Source organism: Chryseobacterium camelliae, assembly GCF_002770595.1.
Lineage (GTDB): Bacteria > Bacteroidota > Bacteroidia > Flavobacteriales > Weeksellaceae > Chryseobacterium > Chryseobacterium camelliae.
The window spans coordinates 1,265,147-1,291,359 of sequence record NZ_CP022986.1 but is presented as its reverse complement, the minus strand read 5'-3'; the positions used below and the strand labels follow the sequence as shown (position 1 = coordinate 1,291,359).

The window sequence follows — 26,213 nt, the reverse complement described above, 5'->3', positions numbered from 1 at the left end:
AGACTGTCCTTTTGGGCAGTCTTTTTCGATTTTAAAATCTTATCTGAGGCACAAAAATATGTATATTTACTAATGTGGTATCAAGATTGATGATTCATGGTCATCAAAACAGAATCACAAAAGGCAGCAGCTGATAAAATTCCGTAAACATGAAAGCCGGTATCCTGGAGCATAATTCCGTACAGAAGATAGAGATTGTCAAAGTGAAAGACAGCCTGGGCTTTCCGTGTACCGATGATATTTCTGTGGAGGAACCTCTGGAAATTCGGGTTTCCTATGACGCTGAGCTACAGAAAATCACCAGGAATATCTCCGTTACCATGCGGACGCCGGGAAATGATGCTGAACTGGCAGTAGGCTTCCTTTTTACCGAAGGCATTATTGCAGGCCGGGAAAACGTAAAAGACGTATATCATTCCCCGGCTGTCTGTTCCAGGACCGGCGAGAATACGGTTGTTGTTGAGCTTGCAGGAGGCTATACACCCAAACTCATGAATACCGACCGTAATTTCTATACCACATCCAGCTGCGGAGTATGCGGAAAGGGATCTATAGAATCCATCAGGACCGTGAGTACATTTCGGGATCTGGAAAAGAAACCGCAGAGAATAGCGTTGGAAACGCTTTATCAGCTGCCTGAAAAACTCCGGACATTCCAGAATAATTTCAGTGCAACCGGCGGCATCCATGCTTCGGGACTGTTTGATGTAAACGGGAATCTTTTGGCTTTGCGCGAGGATGTCGGACGGCACAATGCCCTGGATAAGCTGATCGGAAATGCATTGATGGCGGGACAATTGCCCCTCACAGACCGGATCCTGCTGCTCAGCGGAAGGGCAAGTTTTGAACTGATCCAGAAAGCAGCCATGGCAGGAATCCCTGTGGTGGTGGCGATAGGGGCGCCTTCGAGCCTGGCCGTAGACCTTGCGAAAGAATTTGATATGACCCTTCTTGGCTTCCTTCGGGACAACCGGTTCAATATCTACCATGAAAGCAGCCATATAAAAATAGAGATGGATAGAAAGGATTAAATGAACAAGCGGCTAAATCTGCCATCCGGTATGATGAAGCATCTGAATGATACTTTGCAGTACAATAAAAAAACACATCATAATTGATCCATTACAATCTGAGGATTTACACAATGAAAATAAGAATTAAAGACAATAGCTTAAGATTCCGCCTCACACAGTCGGAGGTAACGGAACTGAGTAAGAACGGAATGGTTTCCGGCTATACGGAATTTCCGGGCAGCACATTGATATATGCGATTGAAAGAACAGAAGATGAAACCATTTCAGCCGATTTCACAGACAGCAGGATAGTCCTAAAAATGCCGGCCGCTATGGTCGGGGAATGGGTTACCACGGATAAGGTAGGATTCAACGGGCAGTCCGGAAAGATCAGCCTGCTGGTAGAAAAGGATTTTGTGTGCCTGGACAATACCCTGGAAGACCAGAGCGACAACTACCCGAATCCGAATGCCAAATGCTAAATACAACACCTTCAAAATCACAGCCGTATGGAAAATAACGGATTGAATAAAAAAACAGATCATCCCTCCAGCCAGTCACCATCCGCAGAATCACCATATAAACTGCTGGACCTGAAGCTGGAATCCCCTAAAAAATGGGCGGCAGGTGTCCCGGCAGTCATGCATTCGCTGGAGCAGCTGGTACGCGATGCTTCCGTACTCCGCGGTGGCAGGGCATTGTTCAGCATGAACCAGTTTGACGGTTTCGACTGTCCAAGCTGTGCATGGCCGGATCCTGATCACGACCGTTCAAAGATCGCGGAATACTGCGAGAACGGAGCGAAAGCGCTTGCTGAAGAAGCCACCTCCAAAACCATCGGGGCCGAATTTTTCAGTGAACATTCAGTCTATGACCTGGCAAAAATGACGGATTATCAGATCAGCCAGCTGGGAAGGATCTCGGAACCCATGTACCTTCCGAAAGGAGGTACCCATTATCAGCCGGTCAGCTGGGATGATGCCTTCACTAAAATTGCAGAAAAACTAAACGGCCTGGATTCTCCGGACGAAGCCATATTTTATACCTCCGGGAGGACCAGCAACGAAGCGACCTGGGTGTACCAGCTGTTCGGGCGGGAATTCGGGACCAATAATTTCCCCGACTGTTCCAATATGTGCCATGAAACCTCCGGGTATGCACTCACCAGAAGCATCGGATTCGGAAAAGGTTCCGTAAAGCTCGAAGATTTTTATGAATCCGATCTCATCATCATCATAGGACAGAATCCGGGAACCAATTCCCCAAGGATGCTTTCAGCCCTTACCAAAGGGAAAAAGAACGGTGCCAAAATTATGGCCATTAACCCGCTTCCGGAAGCCGGACTGATGGGATTCAAGGATCCGCAGAAACCACTTGCGGCGATCACCAAACCTTTTGAACTGTCAGACTTATATTTGCCGGTAAAAATTAACGGCGATATGGCTTTGCTGAAAGCTTTACAGATCCTGGTGCTGGAAGAAGAGGAGAACAATCCGGGCAAAGTCATCGACCATAATTTCGTCAGAGATAAAACAGCCGGATTTGATGCGTTAGTGGAAGAGCTCAAACGCTACGACCTTAACTTCCTCGCTGCTGAGTGTGGTATTCCGGTTGAAAAACTCAGGGAAGCAGCACAGATGATCGCGGCCAGGAAACGGATCATCATTTGCTGGGGAATGGGTATTACCCAGCAGCATAACGGCGTAGACATGATCTATAATATCGTCAACCTGCTTCTGATGAAAGGAAGCATCGGAATCAAAGGCGGAGGAGTCTGCCCGGTCCGCGGGCACAGCAATGTCCAGGGCAACAGGACGCTGCTGGTGAATCACAAGCCTACGGAAGAACAGCTGGATACCCTGGAAAAATTCTATGGATTTAAAGTGCCGCGCCAGGACGGCTATGATGTGGTGAAAGCCATTAAAGCCATGCATGAAGGAACAGTGAAATTCATGTTCTGCATGGGCGGTAACCTCCTGTCGGCAGCACCGGATACTACGTATACCGCTGAAGCCATGCGCAAGCTGGAAATGTCGGTGATGGTCTCTATCAAACTCAACCGCGGCCACCTGATCCACGGCAAAGAAGCGCTGATCCTGCCGGTTATTTCCAGAAGTGAGAAAGATATCGTTAACGGAAAACTCCAGCATATCAGCACCGAGAATTCCATGGGCGTAGTGGAATGGTCACGAGGGGTCCTGGAACCCGTTTCAGAACACCTGATCAATGAGACCCACGTCGCATGCCGGATGGCGAAAGCCGTATTGGGGGAACGTTCCGTCATCGACTGGGACCGGTTCATCAACAGCTATGATGCCATCCGCGATGATGTTTCCCAATGCATCCCCGGATTCGAGCATTATAATGAAAGGGTCGTACAGAAAGGAGGATTCTACCTGCCGAACAATCCGCGGGACGGAAAATTCAGCAGCGAACATTTCCCCGGAAAGGCAGCGTTCAACATTACTCCGGTTCCTGACAATTCTCTCGCAGATGACGAGTACCTGATGGCCACCACCCGTACCCACGACCAGTTCAATACCGTCGTTTATGGCCTTGATGACCGCTACCGCGGGATTTTCAACGAACGGAGGATCGTGATGATGAATGAACTGGATATCGAAAAGGCCGGATTAAAAGAAGGCGACAAAGTAGACCTCTTCAATTATGATGACGGGATCGAACGGATTGCTCCACTGTTCATCGTTGTTAAATACCAGATTCCCCAGAAAAGTACCATGACCTATTTCCCTGAAACCAATGTTTTGGTTTCCATCAATAACGTTGTTGACGGGGCCAATATGCCGGCATCCAAATACGTACGCATCAAAATCCGGAAACACTATCCTGAACACTATCAGCAAATGGATGAGGACATTGTGGCGGCTACGGGAACAAATACGGCTGAGTAGAGTGGGAGAGTGGAGCGTTTAAGAGTTGTAGGGTGAGAGCGTTTGAATGTGGGAGTGTTTTAGGGAGGAAGTTAGAGAATTAGAGTGTGTCGGAGTGAAACCATAACAGTCATAAAAGTTTTTGACACATGAGAATTTTAAGATAATAGCTTTGAAAACATTAAGAACACATGAGTTTTAAAAACCTGCGGTTTTTTATGATGCGTAAAGTAAAAACCGGTGTGATCTGCTGATTTGCAAGATGATTTTAAACCACAATAGTCATAAAAGTTTTTGACACTTAAGAATTTTAAGAAGCCATCTTTGAAAACAGAAGAGCACGTTAGTTTTTAAAAACCTACGGTTTTTATGGTGAGTGAAATCGAACATTTTTATAATTTGATTTCATGATGAATACAAGAATTACAACCATTCCTAAAAGTAAAATTGACCTAGGAGTCTGGAGCGTTAAGACCGGAAGGCTTATAAACGTTAAGAAAATTCTATTGTCCGAAGCGTGGGACCGAATTTGAATCGGAGCAACCCTTTTGCTACCACGCAAGTTTAGAATTTTTAGTGCATAAGACTTTCGGTTAGCGGAGGAATCCAGTCTTGATTTTTTGGTTCGTTTTGCATCAAGGGAAACCCGCAGAGTTCGCTAATTCAGATAAAAAAATAAACAAGAAAGAAGCAAAATGAACGAATTAAAAAAATGTGATTTTATATAACCACAACAGCCACAAAAGCTTTTTGACACATAAGAATTTTAAGAAGCCAGCTTTGAAAACAGGAAGGACACATCAGTTTTTAAAAACCTACGGTTTTTATGGTGAGTGAAATCGAACATTTTTATAATTTGATTTCATGATGAATACAAGAATTGCAACTATTCCCAAAAGTAAAAACTGACCTAGGAGTCTGGAGCGTTAAGACCGGAAGGCTTATAAACGTTAAGAAAATTCTATTGTCCGAAGCGTGGGACCAAATTTGAATCGAAGCAACTCTTTAGCTACCACGCAAGTTTAGAATTTTTAGTGCATAAGACTTTCGGTTAGCGGAAGAATCCAGTCTTGATCTTTTGGTTCGTTTTGCATCAAGGCAAAATGAACGAGTTAGGAAGAATCAAAATGAACGAATTAAAAAAATGTAATTTTATATAACCACAACAGTCACAAAAGCTTTTTTTGACACTTAATAATTTTAAGATGATAGCTTTGAAAACATTAAGAACACATGAGTTTTTAAAAACCTACGGTTTTTATATACATCTCAAATCTCGGTTCGAACCTGTGCGACCTGCCGGCACTGACAGGAGACTGTGGAATATCCTCAACACAATAAACGATAGATAACCGTAATCCAATTAATATGAAAGGTAATTTTGAAGATAATATGTTCTTTCTTTTTCCACAAAAAGCGGTAAAAATAGATTCATGATGATTTGTGAATAATATCGGACGGCCTCGCTCTTCTCAAATTCATTAATCACTCTATTATAAGAAATATAATTGTCAGCAATGATAAAAATTTGTGCAATTACACTTTCAAGAAGTTCTAAAGGCAGGTTCTCACGGAATATTTTCATGTGCTGAAACTCACGTATAATCTCTTCAAACTGTTTCTTTCTTTTACTGTATACCTCCAAAAATTTACTTTTAAGCTCCGGTACATCCCTGAAAACATCATTGAAATTAATAAAGATGAATCTGTAATCAAAAAAAAGTTCAAGCACAGAGCGTAAATAATGCTGAAGGTTTGGAATGCTGATTCCTGAGTCCCTTTTAAAGCTATTCATCAGAAACTCGGTTTTACAAATCAAATCAGTTAACAGTACGCTGACAATTTCTTCGGAATGTTTAAAATGATAATGCAGATTGCCGGGACTTATTTCGAGCTCTTGGGCTATATGCCGGGTGGTAACTACAGTATATCCCCTGTCGTTAAAAAGCATCAATGCCTTCTGTATGATTTTGTCCTTTGTATTCATATAGATACAAATATAATGATAAAAATCATTTAGAACAATTGTTCTAATTTTGTAGCTTTGTAAAAATATCTCTGATGAATCCATATAATTTTGATTACAAAAAAGCCCAAAAAGAAGAAAACGAAAGCAAACCTAAAAAATCTGCAGTTGAAGTTATTCTAACAGTCTTACAGGTTTTGCTTAGTATAATAATGGCAATAGTACATGCATGATTGATAGCGTCAAAATATCAAAGTACTACTTTGTAGGGCTATTGGTTTGGATCATAGTGCTGTTATGCAGGAAAAACGGTATTATCATCCCCTGTATCAACAGTCATTGTACTGATTTATATAGTGTACCGATGTTTTGCTACACCATTAAAATCTTTGTCAATATGTATATAGACAATACCTGGAATCCATCATTACGTTTTATATTATCTTCCGCACTGTACCTTACCCTAACTTTTGAAGTTATCAGTCCGAAGATTTCAAATATTTATACTGCTGATATAATAGATGCGATGTGCTACTTTATAGGCGGCATTATGTACTATGCTATACTTAAGCTGTCTGCAAAGAGGGACTAACTTGCCGCGAGGTTCAGTAACCACAAAAGTTTTTTACACTTAAGAATTTTAAGAAGCCATCTTTGAAAACAGAAGAGCACATGAGTTTTTAAAAACCTACGGTTTTTAAGTGTACATAAAATCTTTGCAGTTTGCGGAAATACCCGCTGCAAAATTCCCCTCCGCGGAGGGGTGGCGAAAATTCAAAGAATTTTTGACAGGGTGGTTGATAAAAATAACTGACTCAACATCAGTTATCAAAAACTCCAAAATCAGGTAACGCAAGAATCAAATAATCTATCAGTTTAAACACCTCACTCTGGATTCCTATTTCTTTTCAGCATTTCCCTGATCTGATCAGCCTCTTCGGGCGTATTGACATTCACTAACGTATCGGGATGTTCCGGTTTCAGGATTGAAATGCGATGCTGCATCAGAAACTTTCTGGGTGAAGCTGGTCCGGAATGAACAAAATTCAACAGCAGCGGATAACTTCCGGGTTCCCAGATCGTCACCAGAGGCTCCGGTAAGCCATCAACGGGACTTTCAAACGTCGTGGCTATGCTGGCTGGATTCCTGGACCTGACCAGGAAATCCAGTGCCTTTTCATCCAGCAAAGGCATATCACACGCGACTACGAGCCAGGCGACATCTTTCTGAACGTTGAAGGCGGACAGGATGCCGCCAAGCGGGCCCATATCCGGGAAAATATCAGGCAATGCACCGTAGGCAGGATCAATGTCTTCCTTCTGATCCGGACGACACGAAATATAGACGTCATGACACAACGCAGCCAAAAGGTCCGCAACCCTGTAACGCTGCTCCTTTCCATGCCAGTTCATGGTATCTTTGGGGATGCCCATGCGGCTGCTTTTTCCGCCGGCCAGGACAAGGCCATTCAGTGCTGTTGGAGCCGGAAGGTTATTGGGGATCATTCTACAGGGTTTCTCTTGTTGTTTTTCTTATCATGCATATCCTTTGCCATTATGTTTCAGCCGGTAGCGTTACAACGGAGATGTTACCCATTATGGAATGTTCTGCCGGCAATCCCATCAAATATACATTATTATCCTGATTTCTAAAGGCTGTCTGATAGGATGTTAGCCGGATATCAGTATGCCTCTGCCCGGGTCGAGAAAACTGCGTCGCCGGATGCGTCGTATATATAAGTAAGCAGCCATAGCATCAGGTATCACGATCATCTCTTTTTCAGGCTGTTTCAGAAATCAATTGTTCAATTTTTAATCCTCATCTTATGGCACTATTCATTTTCATCATCATACACTGGTATGCGTCGTTATTTTTTCAGTCGGTTTTTCATCACCGGTATGCGGCCCATAATCTGTTTACCATGTCGAAATTCTGGGAGCGGGTATTTTACCTGGGCTGCTTTATTACCCAGGGTTCATCCTACATCAGCGCTTACACGTACGGCCTGATGCACCGCCTGCACCATGCGCATACCGATCAGCCGGAAGATCCCCATTCGCCTCACAACGATCCTAATCCCTTCCTCATGATGTGGACCACCAGGACCAATTATTTCCACCTCTACATCGGGAAAACCGATGCACCTGAAAAGTACAAAAAGAACCTGCCGGATTGGGAACGCTTTGACCGGTTTGCCCACAACTATATCACCCGCATCCTTTGGATCGGTGTGTATGTAGGAATCTATGCTTTGCTGGCAACGGCCTGGTGGCAATGGCTGTTCCTGCCGGCCACCATCATCATGGGATCTTTACAGGGAATGGCCGTCAACTGGTGGGCCCACAAATTCGGGTACGAGAACTACCCCATGTCCAATACCTCTAAAAACATCCTCCCGGTAGATCTTCTTTTCTGGGGCGAAGCCTATCACAACAACCACCATAAGCATCCTCAAAGACCCAACAATGCCTCCCGCTGGTTTGAATGGGATATGGGATTCCAGACCATGCGGGTGCTTGACAAGCTGGGAATCATCAGGATTAAAGCATAATTCAACCCCATTGATGCTGCGTTAGATGGTAAGCGATCAGTTCAGCTGGTACTTGAGTTCAGATAGTCAACCACAAGAAAGAGCTCCCCTCCCTCAGAGGGTGGCGAAAATTCAAAGAATTTTTGATGGGGTGGTTTTAATAACGATTAAAGTGGTGTGATCCAGTCTGAAATTAAGATCATTTAAAATATAAACCACAACAGTCACAAAAGAGTTTTTACACTTAAGAATTTTAAGAAGCCAGCTTTGAAAACAGAAGAACACATGAGTTTTTAAAAACCTACGGTTTTTTAAATGAGTGAAAAAATCTGAGTGATCTGCCGATTTGCGAGAGAATAAAACCACAACAGTCACAAAAGTTTTTGACACATGAGAATGTTAAGAAGCCAGCCTTGAAAACAGAAGAACACATGAGTTTTTAAAAACCTACGGTTTTTTAAATGCGTGAAAAATCTATGTTATCTGCTGATCTGCGAGAGAATAATACCACAACAGTTACAAAAGTTTTTGACACATAAGAATCTTAAGAATCAAGCTTTGAAAACAGAAGAACACATAAGTTTTTAAAAATCTACGATTTTTATGGTGGCTGAAATCGAATATTTGTATAATTTGATTTCATGATGAATACAAGAATTGCAACCGTTCCTAAAAAGTAAAACTGACCTAGGAGTCTGGAGCGTTAAGACCGGAAGGCTTATAAACGTTAAGAAAATTCTATTGTCCGAAGCGTGGGACCAAATTTGAATCGGAGCAACCCTTTTGCTACCACGCAAGTTTAGAATTTTTAGTGCATAAGACTTTCGGTTAGCGGAGGAATCCAGTCTTGATCTTTTGGTTCGTTTTGCATCAAGGCAAACCCGCAGGGTTCGCTGATTCAAATAAAAAAATAAACTTGAAAGAAGCAAAATGAACGAATTAATTTATATAACCACAACAGTCACAAAAGTTTTTGACACATAAGAATGTTAAGAAGCCAGCTTTGAAAACATTAAGAACAAAGAAGTTTTAAAAACCTACGGTTTTTTAAATGCGTGAAAAGAATCTGCGAGATCTTCCGATCTGCGAGAGAATAAAAACACAACAGTCATAAAAGTTTTTAACACATGAGAGTTTTAAGAAGCCGGTGTTGAAAACATTAAGAACACAGAAGTTTTTAAAAATCTACGATTTTTATGGTAGCTGAAATCGAACATGTGTATAATTTGATTTCATGATGAATACAAGAATTGCAACCATTCCTAAAAAGTAAAACTGACCTAGGAGTCTGGAGCGTTAAGACCGGAAGGCTTATAAACGTTAAGAAAATTCTATTGTCCGAAGCGTGGGACTAACTTTGAATCGAAGCTATACTATTGCTACCACGCAAGTTTAGAATTTTTAGTGCATAAGACTTTCGGTTAGCGGAAGAATCCAGTCTTGATCTTTTGGTTCGTTTTGCATCAAGGCAAACCCGCAGGGTTCGCTGATTCAAATAAAAAAATAAACTTGAAAGAAGCAAAATGAACGAATTAATTTATATAAACCACAACAGTCACAAAAGTTTTTGACACATAAGAATCTTAAGAAGCAAGCTTTGAAAACAGAAGAGCACATTAGTTTTTAAAAATCTACGATTTTTATGGTGGCTGAAATCGAATATTTGTATAATTTGATTTCATGATGAATACAAGAATTGCAACCATTCCTAAAAAGTAAAACTGACCTAGGAGTCTGGAGCGTTAAGACCGGAAGGCTTATAAACGTTAAGAAAATTCTATTGTCCGAAGCGTGGGACCAAATTTGAATCGGAGCAACCCTTTTGCTACCACGCAAGTTTAGAATTTTTAGTGCATAAGACTTTCGGTTAGCGGAAGAATCCAGTCTTGATCTTTTGGTTCGTTTTGCATCAAGGCAAAATGAACGAGTTAGGAAGAAGCAAAATGAACGAATTAAAAAAATGGAATTTCATATAACCACAAAAGTTTTTGACACATAAGAATCTTAAGAATCCATCGTTGAAAACAGAAGAACACATAAGTTTTTAAAAATCGAAGATTTTTTAAAATGCTTGGAAAGAGTTCATCTGCAAAAGCTAAAATAACCTGTCAAACCCAATTTTTAAAGATTTTTTAATCTTTCCATTTTGGCCGGGAGGCTGAAGTTCATTACATTTGTACTGCAATGAAAGGGAGATTTTATCAATATCTATATAGCTTGCTGTTTGCCGGTTTAACCGTTCTCGGTTTTTATTACGGGCAGCTGCAGCAGTATATTTCCGCTGATAATGATTCTGTTTTCGAGCTGGGTGCTGAGATACTGAATACGCAGGACAGGCATGCTGCAAAATCAGTCATGTTCCTCAATGAGCATGAAACAGACGGTGCCCTGACCATTGGACACCCGCGCTTCACTAAAATCCGCGCCAACCTTTCCGAAAACGATACTGAAAACGATGACACCGTAGAGACCGGGGCTTCCTCAGGACTGATGATGCTGTTCAGGGATGGCTTCTGGCACCTGATTTCGGATTTTGTCACTACGTTTCACGACCATAAAATTGCCGTTTCACTGGCTCATTCCGAGCTGTTAAAGCCCCTTTGTGATGATCTGTACATCCAGTACAGGGTCATCCGATTGTGATTCCATACTGCTTTTCAAGAACAAATTAACGGCTTTCGCATTCCGCTGAGAGCCTGACATCCTATTTTCAAATTTTCAAATTATTATTTAAATGTATTAAGATCATGGTCAAGAAAAGTCTCATGTATGTAAACCTGTGCCTGATATTCTGGTGCGTAAGCTGTCAGTCTGAAAAGAAAGAAAAAGCCGAGGCGGCGACGTTCAACGTGACGAGCCCTCTGGTAAAAGACACGCTGATTGATAAAGAATATGTGGCGCAGATCCGCTCCATCAACCATATTGAGCTCCGCGCACAGGAAAAGGGGTACATCCAGTCGATTTATGTGGACGAAGGACAGGCAGTGAAAAAAGGGCAGCTGCTGTTCAAGATTATGCCGAACCTGTATGAGTCGGATGTAAACCGGGCTAAGGCGGAAGCCAAATATGCCGAAATTGAATACCAGAATACCAAAAACCTTCCCGACAAAAATATTGTGGCGCCGCAGGAAATGGCGATGGCCAAAGCAAGGTATGATAAAGCCAGAGCCGAGCTGGCCTCTACCGATACCCACCTGAAATTCACTGAAATCCGCGCTCCTTTTTCCGGGATTGTCGGGAAACTTCATGTACGGAAGGGCAGCCTGGTGGATGATGGCGAGCTGATCACCGAATTATCGGACAACAGCAAAATGTGGGTGTATTTCAATGTTCCGGAGGCGGAATATCTGGACCAGATGGCGGATCGAAAAAACGAGCCGCTCCATGTGCGCCTGAAAATGGCCAATGGAAAAGAATTCAGCCAGCAGGGTGTGGTGGAAACCATAGAATCCGATTTCGATAATGAAACCGGGAACATTGCCTACCGGGCCACTTTCCTGAATCCGAACGGACTCCTCAGATACGGGGAAACTGGGAATATCCTCATCACTGCTCCGTATCCCCATGCGGTCATGATCCCTCAGAAAGCAACTTTTGAGGAGCTGGAGAAAAAATATGTGTATGTGATCACCAAAGACAACAAGGTGAAAGCCCGCGAAATTAAAGTGGCTGCCGAGCTGCCGCATATTTACGTGGTGGCTTCGGGACTGGGGAAAGACGACAGGATTCTGCTGGACGGTCTGAGGCTGGTGCAGGAAAACCAGAAGATCAGTTCCAGGTATCAGAAACCGGAAAAAGTAATGTCGAACCTGGATCTGTATGCCGAGTAACCTAAAAGCAGCATTATGTTTAAGAAAGTAATACACAGGCCGGTTTTCGCCATTGTGATATCGGTCGTAATCTTATTTATCGGGGGACTGGCGATCAAGCAGCTGCCTACCGAGCAGTTTCCTAAAATTGCGCCTACTACGGTAGCGGTTTCCATTGCCTATCCGGGAGCCAGTGCAGATGTACTCGTGAAATCATCACTGATTACCATAGAAAATGCCATCAACGGGGTTCAGGGGATGCGGTACATCACTACGGATGCAACCAGTGCCGGGGAAGCTACCGTAAACGTGGTCTTTGATCCGGGCACCAATCCCAATGAGGCGGTCGTACTCGTAAAAACCAGGGTGGACCAGGTGATGCCGCTCCTGCCGGAACTCGTGCAGAAAGAAGGGGTAGTGGTGAACCCGATCCAGCCGAGTATGCTGATGTACGTCAACCTGTACAGCACCGGCAAAGACATGGATGAAAAATTCCTGTACAACTACGCTACCGTTAACATCATCCCGGAAATCAACCGGATCCACGGGATTGCCAAATCCCAGATCCTGGGGAGCCGAAGATATGCGATGAGGATCTGGCTTAATCCGGACAGGATGCGTGCCTATGACCTTTCCGTGGATGAAGTGATGAAAGCCATCGGGGAGCAGAGCATCATCGGGCGTCCGGGAAGGATCGGGCAGAGTTCCGGGATTGCGGCACAGTCGCTGGAATATGTCCTGACCTACAAAGGCCAGTACAACACGCCGGAAGAATATGAGAACATCATCGTCCGCTCCAATTCCGAAGGAGAGAATATCAAGCTGAAAGATGTGGCAAAAGTAGAGCTGGGCAGTGAGTTCTTTGATATTTATTCCAACCTCGACGGTCATCCTTCCGCTTCCATCGTATTGAAGCAGAACTACGGAAGCAATGCCAATGATGTGATCAAAGATGTGAAAGCCAAGCTGGAGGAAATGAAAGCCAACTTCCCTCCGGGAGTGGATTATAAAATCAGTTATGACGTTTCGCAGTTCCTGGATGCTTCGGTGGAGCAGGTGATGCACACGCTGAGGGATGCCTTCATCCTCGTAGCGATCGTGGTCTTCATCTTCCTGGGCGACTGGCGTTCAACGCTGATCCCGATTATCGCCGTGCCGGTTTCCCTGATCGGGACCTTCTTTGTGATCCAGCTGTTCGGGTTGTCCATCAACCTCGTGACGCTTTTTGCGTTGGTGCTCGCGATCGGGATTGTGGTGGATAATGCTATTGTGGTGATTGAAGCCGTGCATGCGAAAATGGAAGAGAGCAACATATCTCCATACAAGGCGGTAAAAGAAGTCATGGGCGAAATTGCCGGAGCGATCATTGCCATTACGGCGGTGATGGTGGCGGTGTTCATCCCGATCTCCTTCATGACCGGACCGGTGGGAACATTTTACCGTCAGTTTTCCATCACCATGGCCAGTTCCATCGTGATCTCTGCGGTGGTGGCGCTTACTTTGACGCCGGTTCTGGCAGCCATGCTGTTGAAAAACAACCACGGGAAGCCTAAAAAATCCAACCTGTTCACCAGATCGCTGGATTCCTTCAACCGCGGGTTCGATAAAATTACCGGGAAATACGCTGCCTTTTTAAGAAAGATTGTCAGCCGCAAGGTGGTGACCTGGGGAATCCTGGCTGCCTTCTGCGTAGGGATTTTCATCGTGAATAAAACCCTTCCGGGAGGATTCATCCCGAATGAAGACCAGGGAACCATTTACGCCATCATCCAGACGCCGCCGGGATCTACTTTGGAGCAGACCAATAAGGTTTCCAGGGCATTGCAGAAGATCTGTCAGGGCGTGGATGGTGTGGAATCCGTTTCTTCACTGGCGGGATATGAGATCATGACCGAAGGCCGCGGTTCCAATGCCGGAACCTGCCTGATCAACCTGAAAAGCTGGGGCGACCGTAAGCATGACGTGAAGGAAATCATGGAAGAGCTGGAAGAAAAATCCAAAAACCTCGGAGCGACCATTGAGTTCTTTGAGCCGCCGGCAGTTCCGGGATTCGGATCTTCGGGAGGGTTCTCCGTACGTTTGCTGGACCTGAACAGAACAACTAATTACCAGGATTTCGATAAGGTGAATAAAGATTTCATCGCCCAGCTTAAAAAACGTAAGGAACTGAGCGGCGTCTTCACGTTTTTCGCAGCGAATTACCCTCAGTACGAATTGGTTTTCGATAATAATGCCGCGATGCAGAAAGGCGTTTCCATTGGTAAAGCGATGGACAACCTCAACATCCTGATCGGAAGTACCTATGAACAGGGTTTCATCCGGTTCGGGCAGTTCTTCAAAGTGTACGTGCAGTCGTCGCCGGAATTCAGGAGGCTTCCTACCGATATCATGAACCTGTATGTGAAGAACGACCACAATGAAATGGTTCCGTATTCCGCATTCATGACGATGAAGAAAACGCAGGGACCTAATGAGATCACGCGCTACAATATGTACAATTCGGCAGCGATCCGCGGGCTTCCGGCGCCGGGCTATACGACGGCAGATGCCATCCAGGCGATCAACGAAACTGCGGCGAAAAGCCTGCCTCACGGCTATAAAGTAGCCTGGGAAGGATTGTCTTATGACGAAGCGCAGCGCGGTAATGAAGCCATTTATGTATTCCTGGTGGTGCTCGTATTCGTATATCTCGTGCTTGCGGCGCAGTATGAAAGCTTTATCATTCCGTTTGCCGTATTGCTGTCCCTTCCGGTGGGGGTATTCGGTTCCTTCTTATTGCTGAAAGCGATGGGACTGGAAAATGACATCTACGCTCAGGTAGGGCTCATCATGATCATCGGGCTCCTCGGGAAAAACGCAGTGCTGATCGTGGAATTTGCCGTGAAGCGGAGACAGGCGGGAGATTCCATCTTGGAAGCGGCGATTGAAGGTTCAAAAGCCCGTTTCAGGCCGATCCTTATGACCTCCTTTGCGTTTATTGCCGGATTGGTACCCTTGGTATTTGCCAGTGGGGCCGGAGCGATCGGGAACCATACCATCGGGGCTTCCGCATTGGGCGGAATGCTCATCGGGACGCTGTTCGGGGTCATTGTGATCCCGGGGCTCTACTACATTTTTGCCAAATTATCAGACGGCAGGAAGATGATCAAAGACGAAGACGAATCACCATTAAGCGAAGACATGATCCATTATGAATAAGAACAGAAAAAAAATATACCAATACGCAGGCTGGTCCGTACTGCTGCTCGGCCTTGCGGCGTGTAAGCCCGTCGACATCCAGCAGCGGGCGGAAAACAGGACTGTGCCGGAAAAATATGCCGGTGCCGAAAATAACACCACCAATTCCGGGAAGCTGAAATGGAATGAATATTTCAGCGACCCCAACCTTCAGGCCCTCATCACCGAGGCCCTGAAAAACAACCAGGAGCTGAACATCATGCTTCAGGAAATCGAAATTTCAAAAAATGAAATCAAAGCCCGGAAAGGGGAGTACCTCCCATCCGTTGGCCTGAAAGCCGGAGTAGGCGTAGACAAGGTCAGCCGCTACACCAATATCGGCGCTATGGAAGCCAATACCGAGATCGAGCCCGGAAAAGAAATGCCGGATCCGCTCTTCGATTTCGGGGCCGGTGTGCAGGCGAAATGGGAAACCGATATCTGGGGCAAGCTCCACAACGCCACCCGTGCGCAGGTGCAGCGTTACCTGGCCAGCATCGAAGGCCGGAACTTCATGGTTACCAACCTCATTTCCGAAATTGCCGATTCCTATTACGAGCTGCTGGCGCTGGATAACGAGAAGGTGATCCTGAATGAGAACATCAAGATCCAGAACGATGCGCTGAACATCATCAAGGAACTGAAAAAGAACGCCCGTTCCAATGAGCTGGCCGTGAAAAGATTCCAGGCCCTCGTGCTGAAAACCCAGGGCATGCAGTACGACATCCAGCAAAAAATTGTGGAGACCGAAAACCGCATCAATTACCTGGTGGGAAGGTTCCCGCAGCCGGTAGAACGCAGCCATGATAATTTCGATGCTGTGGTTCCGCCGGTGGTCTATGCCGGGATTCCTTCCGAGCTGCTGGAAAACCGCCCGGACATCAAGGAAGCGGAATACGAACTCGCCGCAACCAGGCTGGACATCAAGTCGGCGAAGGCGAGGTTCTATCCTTCGCTGGACATCGGGGCCGGGATCGGGCTGCAGGCATTCAATCCTGCCTATCTCATCAAGCCGGAATCGTTCCTGTTCTCGCTGGCCGGCGAGCTGACCGCACCGCTGATCAACCGCGCCGCCATCAAAGCCGCCTACTACAACGCCAATGCGAAGCAGGTGCAGGCCGTCTACCATTATGAGCAGACCGTCCTGGCCGCCTACATCGAAGTGGCCAATCAGCTGGCGAAAATTCATAATATGAAAAGCAGCTACGACATCAAAGCGCAGGAAGTGGATGCCTTAACCCAGTCCATAGACATTTCCAACGACCTGTTCAAGTACGCCCGGGCCGATTATATGGAGGTGCTGCTCACCCAGCGCGATGCCCTGGAATCTAAGTTTGAACTGGTGGAAAAAAGGATCAACCAGCTGAAAGCCAGCGTAGCCATCTACCGGGCATTGGGCGGCGGCTGGGACCAGAATCCCCTTACGCCTCCCAATATCATTAAAAAATAATAAACTCTATCGCTAATTTTTTTCTTGCAGGGCTCACCGGATGGTGGGCTCTGTTTTTATAAAGATATTACAGAGTTTTGAAACAAATTATAATTTTGAATACCTAATGTATAAACTATTGAAGTTTTAAAAATTACTTAATTTTAAATAATTAAAAATTTAGTGAAGTTCAATTTTTGAATCTAAACTGGATATTTTATTAAGTTGGCGTTTATCTTCTAAAATCAATATTAAAATTTCTAAATGCTCTTCTGGAATATTTTTATGATTGTTTAAATAATGACTTAAAATTTTAAATGATGTCTTTTTAATATTTTTCTTAGCTAGTTGTAGTATTTTTTCTTTGCTATTTTTCTCATTAGTGTTTAAATAATTATATGTGTGATCAAATGATTTAGAAACTAAGATACTTTGACCAATTTTTAGTTGAACTTCAATTAATAAATTATATTTCCCCTTTGTCTGTGTATTTTGTCTATCAATTTTTACAATTTTTCCTTCACCTAAAGGAGTGAATAATACATTTTCATCAACTTTAAAATTATCCTCTTGAATTTTGTTTAATAGTTTAAGATCAGCATTAATTGAGATTGTTGGCTCAACAATATTTCTGTTTTCAGAAATAGCTAATAGCCGTTTGGCTACATCTTCTAAATACTCTAAATCCTGAACAGTTCTCCATTTTTGAGGAATAATACTATGTCCGTGTAAAGCTCCGATTAATCCCCCTGTAAAAGCGGCTATACTATCTGTGTCAGAGCCTAATGCATTGACGGCTTCAATTATTGCCGATAATGGGGATTCATGAAATTTACTTGCCAAATATATCCCTGCAATTACAGTAGATATTCCAGACCCTTTTGTTGCGGGAGCAAAACATCCCAATTTTTGTAATGTTTCACGAACACTTAAGTTTTGCTTCAAACTCTGAAATATAAATCTTAAATAATTTTGAGTCTCTAATAAAGTTTCAAAATAAATAGATTCAAACAATTTATTTTCTGTTATATTCCATTGTTTAATCCATTCCGTAATTTCTTTTCTTTTAATTAGTGACAGGTCAAATTTTTCTTTAAAGTTAGAGCCTAGTTGTATAATATATTTTTCCCATGTAAAATCTGCTGTTTTGAAAATTATAATTTGATTAATAGCATATCCATAAAGCATAGCACCAATAATCGCTCTTGGGTGCCCATGAGTTATAATACTATTACAAAAAATTTCCTCTCTAATTTTTTCTTTATCTCCCAAATTAGCTAAAGCGATTGGTAATACTCTCATTGCAGCACCATTAGCACCACTTTGCTTATAGTTATAAGTTTCATTGTTGATCTTTAAACTATAAAAATTATTAAACCAATTTGCTGATTTTCTTTGGATTTTATTAGCTGCTGTTTTTACTGTTCTGCCTCCACCCCTTTCATATTCTAACCAACTAACAAGTTCGTTTTTAGCAAAATACTCATGGTCTAAACTACCATCATTTTTAATACTTCTTGCAACAGCGAGAAGCAATTGTGTGTCATCTGAATAAGATCCGGCTCTAATATTATCTGTGTAACCATAGAATCTTCCTCCAACAGTCTTTGTCCAAGGTTGGAAGTTTTCAATTTTTTCAGTGCCAAATTTATCTTTCAAAGATTGCTGATTTTTTTCAAATTCTGTAATCCAGCCTAAAGCATCTCCTATGGCCGATAATTTAAGACTTCCTTTATATTTTGTTTCTGGATTCATTATAATCTTTCTTTATTAAATAATGAGGAATCAACAACAAAATTATCCGTATTATATCCATTTAATGCTGCTTTTCCACTTGCTAGATAATTTTCATTTTCGAAACACACTTCTAAAATGTCTGTAAGACGTATTTTATTTTTTACTAAAACCTCTGCTTGCTCATCAGTAGGGTATTTGCTGTCAAGGCCATTTCTATTAATAATCCTAGTTTGATATGAGGTGACAATTTTTAGAGATGGTTGAAATAAAAGTCTAAATTTGTTTATATCTCCTGATATTCCAACTGAGTGTTTATTATAACTATTTGCAGCATTTGTTACTGAAAATAGTGTTTCATCATTATATATATATTTCTTATCAATTTTAAGAACGCACCAATAAATGTGTGTGTCTTTTAATGTTTTTTCTTGAAAACGATTAAAAAGAAATGAGTTTGGATGTTGAATGGATAAATTAATATAACGCTTATCATCAAATCTTATATCGTCTGTAAAATTCACGTAATCAAAAATATCTGTATTGTCAATATTAAATTGTTCAAGTAAAGATCTCGATAGCAAGCCTTCTTGTTCATAAATACTTAATAGATTGATTGTAGGTGTAAAATGTATTAAGTAATCAATTCCTTTCTGTTCTATTTCTTTTTGGAACTCAAGATAATCAACTTTTAGTTTCATAAGTCAAATTTTAATTATTAACTATTTCAAGTAAATCTTGATTAATTTCAAAAAGATATCGAGAAGGATTTCCACTAGATAATAAAAATAATCGTTCCTTGGCTCTTGTCATTGCTGTATACAATAATCTTCTTTCGGTTGATATATGAAATTCATCATCTTTATCTATGAAGCCTAGAGGATAAGGTATTATATCATCATTTAAATCTATAATAAAAACATTATCAAATTCAAGTCCCTTTACTGAGAAAAGTGTACATATTTTTATACTATCACTTTCTAAATTAATGTTGTAAGCATCTTGAAGCATTTGAGTTTCGAAGTTATTTGCTTTTAAAAAGCTTTGAACAAATTTTAAATTGTTTCTATTCCTATGAAGAATAACGGTTGAATTTAGATTATTATTCTGTTTAAGAATGGTGAGTTGTTCAACAATGTAATCTGTTTGTTCTTCCCAATTAGAAAAATAGCCAACAACTGGTTTTTTGCCATTTTTTATAGCACGTTTGACCTCAGTAAATTCTGCGGTTTCAGTTTCGTTTGATAATAATGAAATTGCAGCATCAACAATTTGTATAGTATTTCTGTAATTAATTTTAAATTCTATAGTACGTCCACCTCTTACATTTAAACCTACTTCTGCCCATGTAAAACCACTTTTATAAATTCTTTGAGCAGCGTCTGCAATAATTGAAATACTTCGAGTTTTCTCTGAGACTAACTTAGAAATTACTAAAATTTGTACTTTACTTAAATCTTGAGCTTCGTCAACTATTATATGTGTGAATGGTCTATTGAAATTAGGATTAGAATCAATAATATTCAGACATTCTAATGCAAAGTCTTCAAAATCCATTTGGTCATTTTCGTCTAATTTTTTTTTATAGTCTTTATAGATATTCCAAATAGTTTCCTTATCAGCTTTTGTTACTCTGTTACTTATTCCCCTACCTGTTCTTCTTGATTCTATATATTCATCTTTATTTTTAAAAGCTTTTCCTTTTATCCAAGTAATTTCTTCGATAAAAAAGTCTGTAGATTTAATTGTAATACTTTTAGTGAAATATTTAAGTTTTATGTGTGTAATATAATCCGCTTTTTGCCGTTCGTTTATTACTCTCGATTGATTATTTTGTTTAAACAGAGGGAAATTATTCTCTTTAAGAAAATGATATGCCCATTTATGAAAATTTGTAACAGAAACATTTATTCCATCTGGGTTTTTAGGTATAATCTCATCACTATTTTGGTGATAACCACCAGAAATGTAAGGTATTATAGCTTCAATGTATTTAACAAGAGTTCTATTGTATGTGAAAATTACAACTTTGGCTTCTTGAAATAAATTTGATTGAGTATCAAGCAAATGTTTAGCCCTATATAGCGCAATTGTAGTTTTTCCACTGCCTGCCACACCTTTAATTTGTATAGGTTCAGTAGCTTGTAAGAACAAAACTTTTTTTTGTTCTCCTGTAAGAATAATTGGTTTTAGAGACATGAGTTTTCTTGGTTAAGTTTATAATCTAAGATAAGATTTTTTTATATAATTATAAATTAAATATGCATTCGGTATAATTTTTTTTATTGGTTTTACAAAAGCTAAATAATTTTTGCATACCGGTACTAGAATTAGATGCAAAATTTCTAAAATGCAGATTAAATCTTCTAATAGTTTTTTTAAACTTTAATTAACTTTTAAATAGACTTTTTAATACGACGAGTTTTGTCGCTTTATAAATTTATATTTACTACATAAAGCATTAGCTATCTATTTTGAAAAAATTGATACATTTGTAGAAACTAATAACTAAACCTTTCATGAGTAAATCGATTAAACTGAGAGCATTCAGAATTGAAAGCAAAACTTTAAATCAAGCAAATACAAATATTATTGAAATTTGTATAAAATCACTTGAACATAGTCTAGCTAAAGACAGACGTTTAAGATTAAATCCAGACGATGAGAATCAAGAAGAGGATTTGATTTCAGATTATAATTTAAGAGAAGTTTTGGTTAGTGGTTCAATGTTAAGAATTGCTCCTAGCAAAGATGTATTGAATATCCCAGATAGTTTATTTAATAGTGAAAAGATAGTAATAAAAGAGTTAGATAAGTTACAATTAAATTCAGATATAATTTATAAGAATCATTACTATTTTTCTTTTAATAATAAATATTTGGTTACAAATTTACCTTTAACAACTACAATTACAAGATTTCAAACATACATAAATTGGTTATTAAGAAACTTTAGAGGCCAGACACTATATGAAATTACTCCAATTGTTGTAGTGCAACCAAATTTAAGAATGCAGGATATCAAAAAAATAAGAGTAAATGATACATCTATTAATCCGTATACTAACGAAGACTACGAAGAAAATAACATATTTAGTAGAATAAAAAAAATTCCATTAGATGTAATAGAGTCGTTATTTAATGATATCAGTTCGCTTCATGACGCTCTTGCTGAAGACATGATTTCAGCAGAATTATTAATTAAATTTAAAAAGTCTAAGAAGTTTAATTCGGCTGATTATCAAAGAGTTATGGGGGCGTATTTGAAGCCTATATCCGATGTAGAAAATGTAACTATTTATCCTAAGAATGGACAGCCAATTAGTGGTAAAGATCTGCATAAAATTAAAACTGTAATAGTTGAAACTGTAGAAAGCGGTAAAATATCAGAGGAGCAACTTTATCAACAAATGGAGAACTTTATAAACGAGATCAGTGATGAGTAAATATATCAGAGATATTGCTGTAATATTTTTTTTCTTTTTAATCTCAGCTTTTATTAGAATAAAGCTTGACGACTTTTTTATGAATACAATTTTCACAGTATCTGGTATAATGTTTTCAATTGGTCTAGGATTAATTGTTACATTTAATTTACAAGGCATCAAAAAAAAGAGTATTATACAGTATTTCAGAAATAACTTGAATAACCTTCGAGATAATTATATTAAATATTTTGCTTTAACTACCATAGTTTTTATTGCTGATAAATATATCCGAGAATTTAAATTGTCAGAGATTTCTATTAAGATTTTTTCAATAAAAATAACAATAGATCTTCCATTTTTCTTTTTTCTTATTATGATGTTTTGTATTGTCTATTACATTTACAATTTTGTCTCATTACAAAAACTTAATAATGACATTTATGATGAAATGAACAAATAGTAAGATTAAGGATATTTTAATGTATACTACTTACATTAGGCCTTTGAATGTGTCCAACGTAATATGAAATAAAAGTGATTGCTATAAAGTTAAATAATTTAGGTATTTAAAAATAGTATAATATTATATCTCATCTTCAATTTCATACTTAGTAATATCTAGCTCAAATTCGAAAAGCTCTTTAGGATGAACTTGTAGAGCTATAGAAAATCTTATCATCGTCTTTAAGGTTAAATTCCTTTTTCCTTTTTCATATTTGCTTATATCAGCTGAATCAATTCCTGTCAAAAACTCCAGATCATGTTGAGTTTGATTGTTTTTTACTCTAATTTCAGAAATACGTTTTCCAATTAAGATTCGCAAGTCTTTATCAAAATCCATTAGTAGTGTGCTTTATGACAAATTGCATTTATAAAAAATAAATATTATGGGCATATATGCCAGTATTGTAATTTTTTATTATATTTGCATTATAAGTTACCCAAAAGTAACTTTGCGATACTTCAACGAACAATAGAAGCTATTGCTTAGAATCTCGCCCTAAAACTGGTAATTTTTTGCATACGAGAGGATAAGTAATGAAGCTCACGACCTAGGCGTGAGCTCTCTTATCTGTATGCATGGTATACCAGTACCTAAGGGCGGATATGTAGAGTTTCACGCCGTTTTATTTCTTCGTGTTCTCCACATTTTTCTAAGCCAGCCCAAAACATACGTATCATGTAGAGTGTTAAATGTGTTTTTTTGTAGTGTACCGGCGTTTGCAGCCGTGTATGCTTCCTGCTTTCCGGTGCCCGGCGGCCAATACTTTGATCCTTTTTTGGTTACCCGGTTCTTTTCCCTGCCAAAGGGCACCTGGAAAGCATTTTAAAAACACAGCAAGGCGGTTTACCGCCTGTCAGCACACCAGAACAGGACAATCCAGGGAACGGTTCCGGGAGCCTCTGCGCCCACCGGCAGCTGCCCGACAAAAAACATTTGCTATGAAAAAAAATACCCCAGATTTCTTATCCGGAGGGCATACCCGCCGCATCAAACATTCCGGGCTCAGGCTCATTACTGCATTTTTCCAGCTTTATGATCTGCCCGAAGCCAAAAACCTGCTGTTCGAAATCATGCAGTACGCCATGAAACGCCGCGTAAGGATCCAACGCGATCCCGGGGAAATCCTGGAGTTCTGCCATTACGTACGGTCTTTTGTCCGCGGCAGTTACCTCATGCAGTTCAAAACCAAGCAATGGCTCCTTGATGATCCCTCAGATCACCCCTCCGAACTCCTGCAAGGCAACCTCTCCGACGAAGAATACCACCATCCTTTCCTCACCTTCAAAAATGCCTTCACCGCCTACACCCTCGATGAGTTCGACGATTTCCTCAGCGAAGCCGTCTATTTCTCCCTCGTCGCCTGCCATACGCTGCCCGGAAATAACCTCATCACCCCTTTTATCCACCTGGCAAAAATGCTGGATGCAGCGCAGGTGCTGGTGGAGCGGGAGATTAGGAGGAGGTGAGTTGTGGGGTGGGTGGGTTTTAGGGTTTGAGAGTAGAGAGTTTGAGAGTGGAGAGTGGAGATTGGAGAGTTTGAGGGTGGAGAGTGAGAGAATTTCAGGTGGAGGGGAATAGGAGGAGGTATATATAGATAAAGTGAGATTTGTGAAAAGGCAAGCAGGAAATGACTATTTTTTTATTAGGTATTTCACCGGATAAAGAAGTTATTATTGTATATTTGAAGCAAATCCTGTCAATGAATAAGTTTTTAATGCTTCTGATCCTGTCTCTGTTCACGGTAAGTTCATGCCGTTCCGATGTAGACTACATTATAAAGACACAATATACCTATACCAACTCAACGTCTTCCCGGATAGCGCTTATTTTTTACGATCCCTCTGGTATGGTTATCCGTGCCATTGTAATTAATCCTCAACAAAGCAAGGTGGAAAACTTATCGGATGATGGTCCAAAAACCGGGATCGTCAAGCCTTTTGCCAGTAACAATGCAGTGGTAGCCAAAGTCCTGGTGAAATTCGATGATGTTAATAAATGCCTCACCTACACCAACAACCAGGGTCTGCTGAGCTATGAGAATTATGATAATTACAACCCTTCCATGCTGAACAATTCTGAAAACAGCCTTGTTTTCGATATCGGCACCGAAGAGCTGAACAGTGCCCAGGACTGTAACTAAATTAAAATACCCTATAAAGCCGTCTGTAGTCATGCAGGCGGTTTTTTTATTGGGTAAAGAAATGAAACAAATTTTCTAACGAGCCATTTCACCAATGGCCAACAAGGATGATTCTCTGACGCAAAGATCATCTATTATCCTGCTTTATTTAAGAAGGCCAAGCTATGGCGGCGAAGCCGTTTAAGAAGCATGCTTCATAGAATCAATGTATTGATTCCTCTCTTTGCTCTCTTGAAATATGCATTTGGAGAATAAAAACTTTGCGTTTAAAAAGAGAAATAGCAAAAGAAACCAACCCGTTAATTCCCCTTTCGTATCATCAAATATCTTTTTCGTATCCTCAGGAAAACAGGATAAGGTTAAATTTGATTTCCTGAACAACACCTTAGCATTATGAAAAATCCCATACTGAAACTCATGTTTGTATTGGTTTCCGGACTCCTGTTCTCCCAGGAATATAAACCCCTGACGATTAAAGAAACCGGAAAGCGGCTGCTGCCGCAGTTCGCCATGGCCGTGTATACGCCGATTATGGAAATCACACTGGACGAGATTAAAAAGCAGCGGAAGGAGCACGCCGAGAAACCCTGGCCCGAGCTTACAAATAAGGACAGTGTGGAAGTCACCCAATCTAAAATCCCCGGAATGGATCCCAAAGATCCAGATATTCCGGTAACGATCTATAAACCTAAAAATGCGCAGAACCTTCCGGTATTCCTGTGGTTCCACGGCGGCGGATTTATTTTCGGGACCCCAAAATGGGACCACCAGCGCTGTGCCGATTATGCCGTAAAAGGACACATGGTGGTGATCAACGTCGATTACCGCCTGGCCCCGGAAAATCCTTTTCCGGCAGGCCTTCACGATGCCTATGCCACTTTATTGTGGGCATCTGAACATGCGAAAAGCATCGGCGGCAACCCGGCGCTGATCGCCGTAGGCGGCTCCAGCGCCGGGGCCGGACTATCCGGAAGCCTCGCCCAGTTCGCCAGGGATAAAAAAGGTCCGAAGATCGGCCTGGAAATCCTGGAAATCCTGCCGGGCGACTTCCGCACCGATTATCCGTCTGCCATTGAGCTGAAAAGGGTTCCCGGACTGAAAAGTGATGATTTCCCCATTATGGAACGCATGTACATCGGCAAAAACGGCAATTCAAAAGCAAAATACGTCCTGCCGGGCAACATCAGCGATGTGTCCAATCTGCCGCCGACCGTGATCTTTGTTGCCGGAACCGACCCATTGCGCGACAGCGGCATCGCTTATGCAGACCGCCTCATGAAAGCCGGCAACTTTACCGAGCTCCATGTCTATGCAGGCTATGCCCACGGCATGCCCCTGCCCGGAAGTGCCGATGTCATCTTCCGGATGGTTAAACAATTCCTGAAGTAATACGGACCTGCAAAGTTCCGTACCATACATATAACCGGATACCTATAAGCTGATCGGAGCCGGACCTTGATTAATCCGGTTTACCCTGATGCAGATGCAGCGGGACATTCAATAAAAACACAATCATCAGGTCCTGCTGTGCTGTGTAAGAAGGGGATCAGC

19 protein-coding genes are annotated in these 26,213 nt (G+C 41.3%); 13 read left to right on the top strand and 6 right to left on the bottom strand.

Annotated elements, in window-relative coordinates:
• Positions 1 to 149: 149 nt before the first annotated feature.
• The 3 genes from fdhD to CGB83_RS05805 all read left to right on the top strand — a co-directional run bounded on the left by fdhD (position 150) and on the right by CGB83_RS05805 (position 3,925).
• Positions 150 to 1,031, top strand: coding sequence for a formate dehydrogenase accessory sulfurtransferase FdhD (gene fdhD / locus CGB83_RS05815; RefSeq protein ID WP_100074961.1), 882 nt, complete (start codon positions 150 to 152; stop codon positions 1,029 to 1,031).
• Between the two features lie 113 nt (positions 1,032 to 1,144).
• Entirely contained in the window at positions 1,145 to 1,495 is a 351-nt protein-coding gene (locus CGB83_RS05810; protein WP_100074960.1) for a DUF7009 family protein, read from the top strand.
• Between the two features lie 27 nt (positions 1,496 to 1,522).
• Positions 1,523 to 3,925: an FdhF/YdeP family oxidoreductase gene (locus CGB83_RS05805; protein WP_100074959.1), complete on the top strand. Its 2,403-nt coding sequence runs from the start codon at positions 1,523 to 1,525 to the stop codon at positions 3,923 to 3,925.
• Positions 3,926 to 5,267: 1,342 nt separating this feature from the next.
• Here CGB83_RS05805 and CGB83_RS05800 read toward each other — a convergent pair.
• Complete coding sequence (locus tag CGB83_RS05800) at positions 5,268 to 5,891, bottom strand: TetR/AcrR family transcriptional regulator (protein ID WP_172954680.1); 624 nt, start codon at positions 5,889 to 5,891, stop codon at positions 5,268 to 5,270.
• Between the two features lie 74 nt (positions 5,892 to 5,965).
• On the opposite strand from CGB83_RS05800, the gene CGB83_RS20120 reads away from it, so the two are divergent.
• The gene (locus CGB83_RS20120) at positions 5,966 to 6,103 is read left to right on the top strand and encodes a hypothetical protein (RefSeq protein ID WP_157761356.1); all 138 of its coding nucleotides are present in this window, start codon (positions 5,966 to 5,968) and stop codon (positions 6,101 to 6,103) included.
• A gap of 652 nt (positions 6,104 to 6,755) precedes the next feature.
• Here the strand turns inward: CGB83_RS20120 and CGB83_RS05790 are convergent.
• On the bottom strand, positions 6,756 to 7,376 hold the full coding sequence (locus CGB83_RS05790) for an NTP transferase domain-containing protein (protein WP_100074956.1): 621 nt from the start codon (positions 7,374 to 7,376) through the stop codon (positions 6,756 to 6,758).
• A gap of 320 nt (positions 7,377 to 7,696) precedes the next feature.
• On the opposite strand from CGB83_RS05790, the gene CGB83_RS05785 reads away from it, so the two are divergent.
• From CGB83_RS05785 to CGB83_RS05765, 5 genes are all read left to right on the top strand, one after another.
• Positions 7,697 to 8,422, top strand: a complete 726-nt coding sequence (locus CGB83_RS05785; protein ID WP_100074955.1) for an acyl-CoA desaturase — start codon at positions 7,697 to 7,699, stop codon at positions 8,420 to 8,422.
• A gap of 2,163 nt (positions 8,423 to 10,585) precedes the next feature.
• A complete protein-coding gene (locus CGB83_RS05780; RefSeq protein ID WP_157761355.1) occupies positions 10,586 to 11,044 on the top strand; it encodes a hypothetical protein in 459 nt (152 codons plus the stop codon).
• A 104-nt stretch (positions 11,045 to 11,148) separates the two neighbouring features.
• Positions 11,149 to 12,231, top strand: a complete 1,083-nt coding sequence (locus CGB83_RS05775) for an efflux RND transporter periplasmic adaptor subunit (protein ID WP_100074953.1) — start codon at positions 11,149 to 11,151, stop codon at positions 12,229 to 12,231.
• Positions 12,232 to 12,246: 15 nt separating this feature from the next.
• Positions 12,247 to 15,408, top strand: a complete 3,162-nt coding sequence (locus CGB83_RS05770; RefSeq protein ID WP_100074952.1) for an efflux RND transporter permease subunit — start codon at positions 12,247 to 12,249, stop codon at positions 15,406 to 15,408.
• On the top strand, positions 15,401 to 16,876 hold the full coding sequence (locus tag CGB83_RS05765) for a TolC family protein (protein ID WP_100074951.1): 1,476 nt from the start codon (positions 15,401 to 15,403) through the stop codon (positions 16,874 to 16,876). Before CGB83_RS05770 ends, CGB83_RS05765 begins: the two co-directional genes overlap by 8 nt.
• Before the next feature lie 159 nt (positions 16,877 to 17,035).
• Here the strand turns inward: CGB83_RS05765 and CGB83_RS05760 are convergent, their stop codons facing one another.
• From CGB83_RS05760 to CGB83_RS05750, 3 genes are read right to left on the bottom strand one after another with little or no spacing between them, the layout of a single operon-like run.
• Complete coding sequence (locus CGB83_RS05760; RefSeq protein WP_100074950.1) at positions 17,036 to 18,610, bottom strand: ADP-ribosylglycohydrolase family protein; 1,575 nt, start codon at positions 18,608 to 18,610, stop codon at positions 17,036 to 17,038.
• Positions 18,610 to 19,290 (bottom strand): DarT ssDNA thymidine ADP-ribosyltransferase family protein, encoded by a 681-nt coding sequence (locus CGB83_RS05755; RefSeq protein ID WP_100074949.1) that lies wholly within the window; start codon positions 19,288 to 19,290, stop codon positions 18,610 to 18,612. The genes CGB83_RS05760 and CGB83_RS05755 overlap by 1 nt, the downstream gene beginning before the upstream one ends.
• A gap of 10 nt (positions 19,291 to 19,300) precedes the next feature.
• Entirely contained in the window at positions 19,301 to 20,788 is a 1,488-nt protein-coding gene (locus tag CGB83_RS05750; protein ID WP_100074948.1) for a UvrD-helicase domain-containing protein, read from the bottom strand.
• Between the two features lie 320 nt (positions 20,789 to 21,108).
• Here CGB83_RS05750 and CGB83_RS05745 point away from each other — a divergent pair, with 320 nt between their 5' ends.
• Positions 21,109 to 22,035, top strand: coding sequence for a hypothetical protein (locus tag CGB83_RS05745; protein ID WP_100074947.1), 927 nt, complete (start codon positions 21,109 to 21,111; stop codon positions 22,033 to 22,035).
• 565 nt (positions 22,036 to 22,600) lie between these two features.
• Here the strand turns inward: CGB83_RS05745 and CGB83_RS05735 are convergent.
• Complete coding sequence (locus CGB83_RS05735) at positions 22,601 to 22,858, bottom strand: helix-turn-helix domain-containing protein (protein WP_100074945.1); 258 nt, start codon at positions 22,856 to 22,858, stop codon at positions 22,601 to 22,603.
• A gap of 602 nt (positions 22,859 to 23,460) precedes the next feature.
• On the opposite strand from CGB83_RS05735, the gene CGB83_RS05730 reads away from it, so the two are divergent.
• The 3 genes from CGB83_RS05730 to CGB83_RS05720 all read left to right on the top strand — a co-directional run bounded on the left by CGB83_RS05730 (position 23,461) and on the right by CGB83_RS05720 (position 26,051).
• The gene (locus CGB83_RS05730) at positions 23,461 to 23,988 is read left to right on the top strand and encodes a hypothetical protein (protein ID WP_157761354.1); all 528 of its coding nucleotides are present in this window, start codon (positions 23,461 to 23,463) and stop codon (positions 23,986 to 23,988) included.
• 233 nt (positions 23,989 to 24,221) lie between these two features.
• A complete protein-coding gene (locus CGB83_RS05725; protein WP_157761353.1) occupies positions 24,222 to 24,662 on the top strand; it encodes a hypothetical protein in 441 nt (146 codons plus the stop codon).
• A gap of 393 nt (positions 24,663 to 25,055) precedes the next feature.
• The gene (locus CGB83_RS05720) at positions 25,056 to 26,051 is read left to right on the top strand and encodes an alpha/beta hydrolase (protein WP_100074942.1); all 996 of its coding nucleotides are present in this window, start codon (positions 25,056 to 25,058) and stop codon (positions 26,049 to 26,051) included.
• The last annotated feature ends 162 nt before the right edge of the window (positions 26,052 to 26,213 follow it).

Bases quoted from the DNA above. Each gene is read 5' to 3' on its own strand.
- CGB83_RS05735 (WP_100074945.1), bottom strand. From the start codon at position 22,858: ATGGATTTTGATAAAGACTTGCGAATCTTAATTGGAAAACGTATTTCT.
- CGB83_RS20120 (WP_157761356.1), top strand. From the start codon at position 5,966: ATGAATCCATATAATTTTGATTACAAAAAAGCCCAAAAAGAAGAAAAC.
- CGB83_RS05790 (WP_100074956.1), bottom strand. From the start codon at position 7,376: ATGATCCCCAATAACCTTCCGGCTCCAACAGCACTGAATGGCCTTGTC.
- CGB83_RS05780 (WP_157761355.1), top strand. From the start codon at position 10,586: ATGAAAGGGAGATTTTATCAATATCTATATAGCTTGCTGTTTGCCGGT.
- CGB83_RS05730 (WP_157761354.1), top strand. From the start codon at position 23,461: ATGAAAAAAAATACCCCAGATTTCTTATCCGGAGGGCATACCCGCCGC.
- CGB83_RS05775 (WP_100074953.1), top strand. From the start codon at position 11,149: ATGGTCAAGAAAAGTCTCATGTATGTAAACCTGTGCCTGATATTCTGG.
- CGB83_RS05800 (WP_172954680.1), bottom strand. From the start codon at position 5,891: ATGAATACAAAGGACAAAATCATACAGAAGGCATTGATGCTTTTTAAC.
- CGB83_RS05805 (WP_100074959.1), top strand. From the start codon at position 1,523: ATGGAAAATAACGGATTGAATAAAAAAACAGATCATCCCTCCAGCCAG.
- fdhD (WP_100074961.1), top strand. From the start codon at position 150: ATGAAAGCCGGTATCCTGGAGCATAATTCCGTACAGAAGATAGAGATT.
- CGB83_RS05785 (WP_100074955.1), top strand. From the start codon at position 7,697: ATGGCACTATTCATTTTCATCATCATACACTGGTATGCGTCGTTATTT.
- CGB83_RS05750 (WP_100074948.1), bottom strand. From the start codon at position 20,788: ATGTCTCTAAAACCAATTATTCTTACAGGAGAACAAAAAAAAGTTTTG.
- CGB83_RS05770 (WP_100074952.1), top strand. From the start codon at position 12,247: ATGTTTAAGAAAGTAATACACAGGCCGGTTTTCGCCATTGTGATATCG.
- CGB83_RS05725 (WP_157761353.1), top strand. From the start codon at position 24,222: ATGAATAAGTTTTTAATGCTTCTGATCCTGTCTCTGTTCACGGTAAGT.
- CGB83_RS05810 (WP_100074960.1), top strand. From the start codon at position 1,145: ATGAAAATAAGAATTAAAGACAATAGCTTAAGATTCCGCCTCACACAG.
- CGB83_RS05760 (WP_100074950.1), bottom strand. From the start codon at position 18,610: ATGAATCCAGAAACAAAATATAAAGGAAGTCTTAAATTATCGGCCATA.
- CGB83_RS05720 (WP_100074942.1), top strand. From the start codon at position 25,056: ATGAAAAATCCCATACTGAAACTCATGTTTGTATTGGTTTCCGGACTC.
- CGB83_RS05755 (WP_100074949.1), bottom strand. From the start codon at position 19,290: ATGAAACTAAAAGTTGATTATCTTGAGTTCCAAAAAGAAATAGAACAG.
- CGB83_RS05765 (WP_100074951.1), top strand. From the start codon at position 15,401: ATGAATAAGAACAGAAAAAAAATATACCAATACGCAGGCTGGTCCGTA.
- CGB83_RS05745 (WP_100074947.1), top strand. From the start codon at position 21,109: ATGAGTAAATCGATTAAACTGAGAGCATTCAGAATTGAAAGCAAAACT.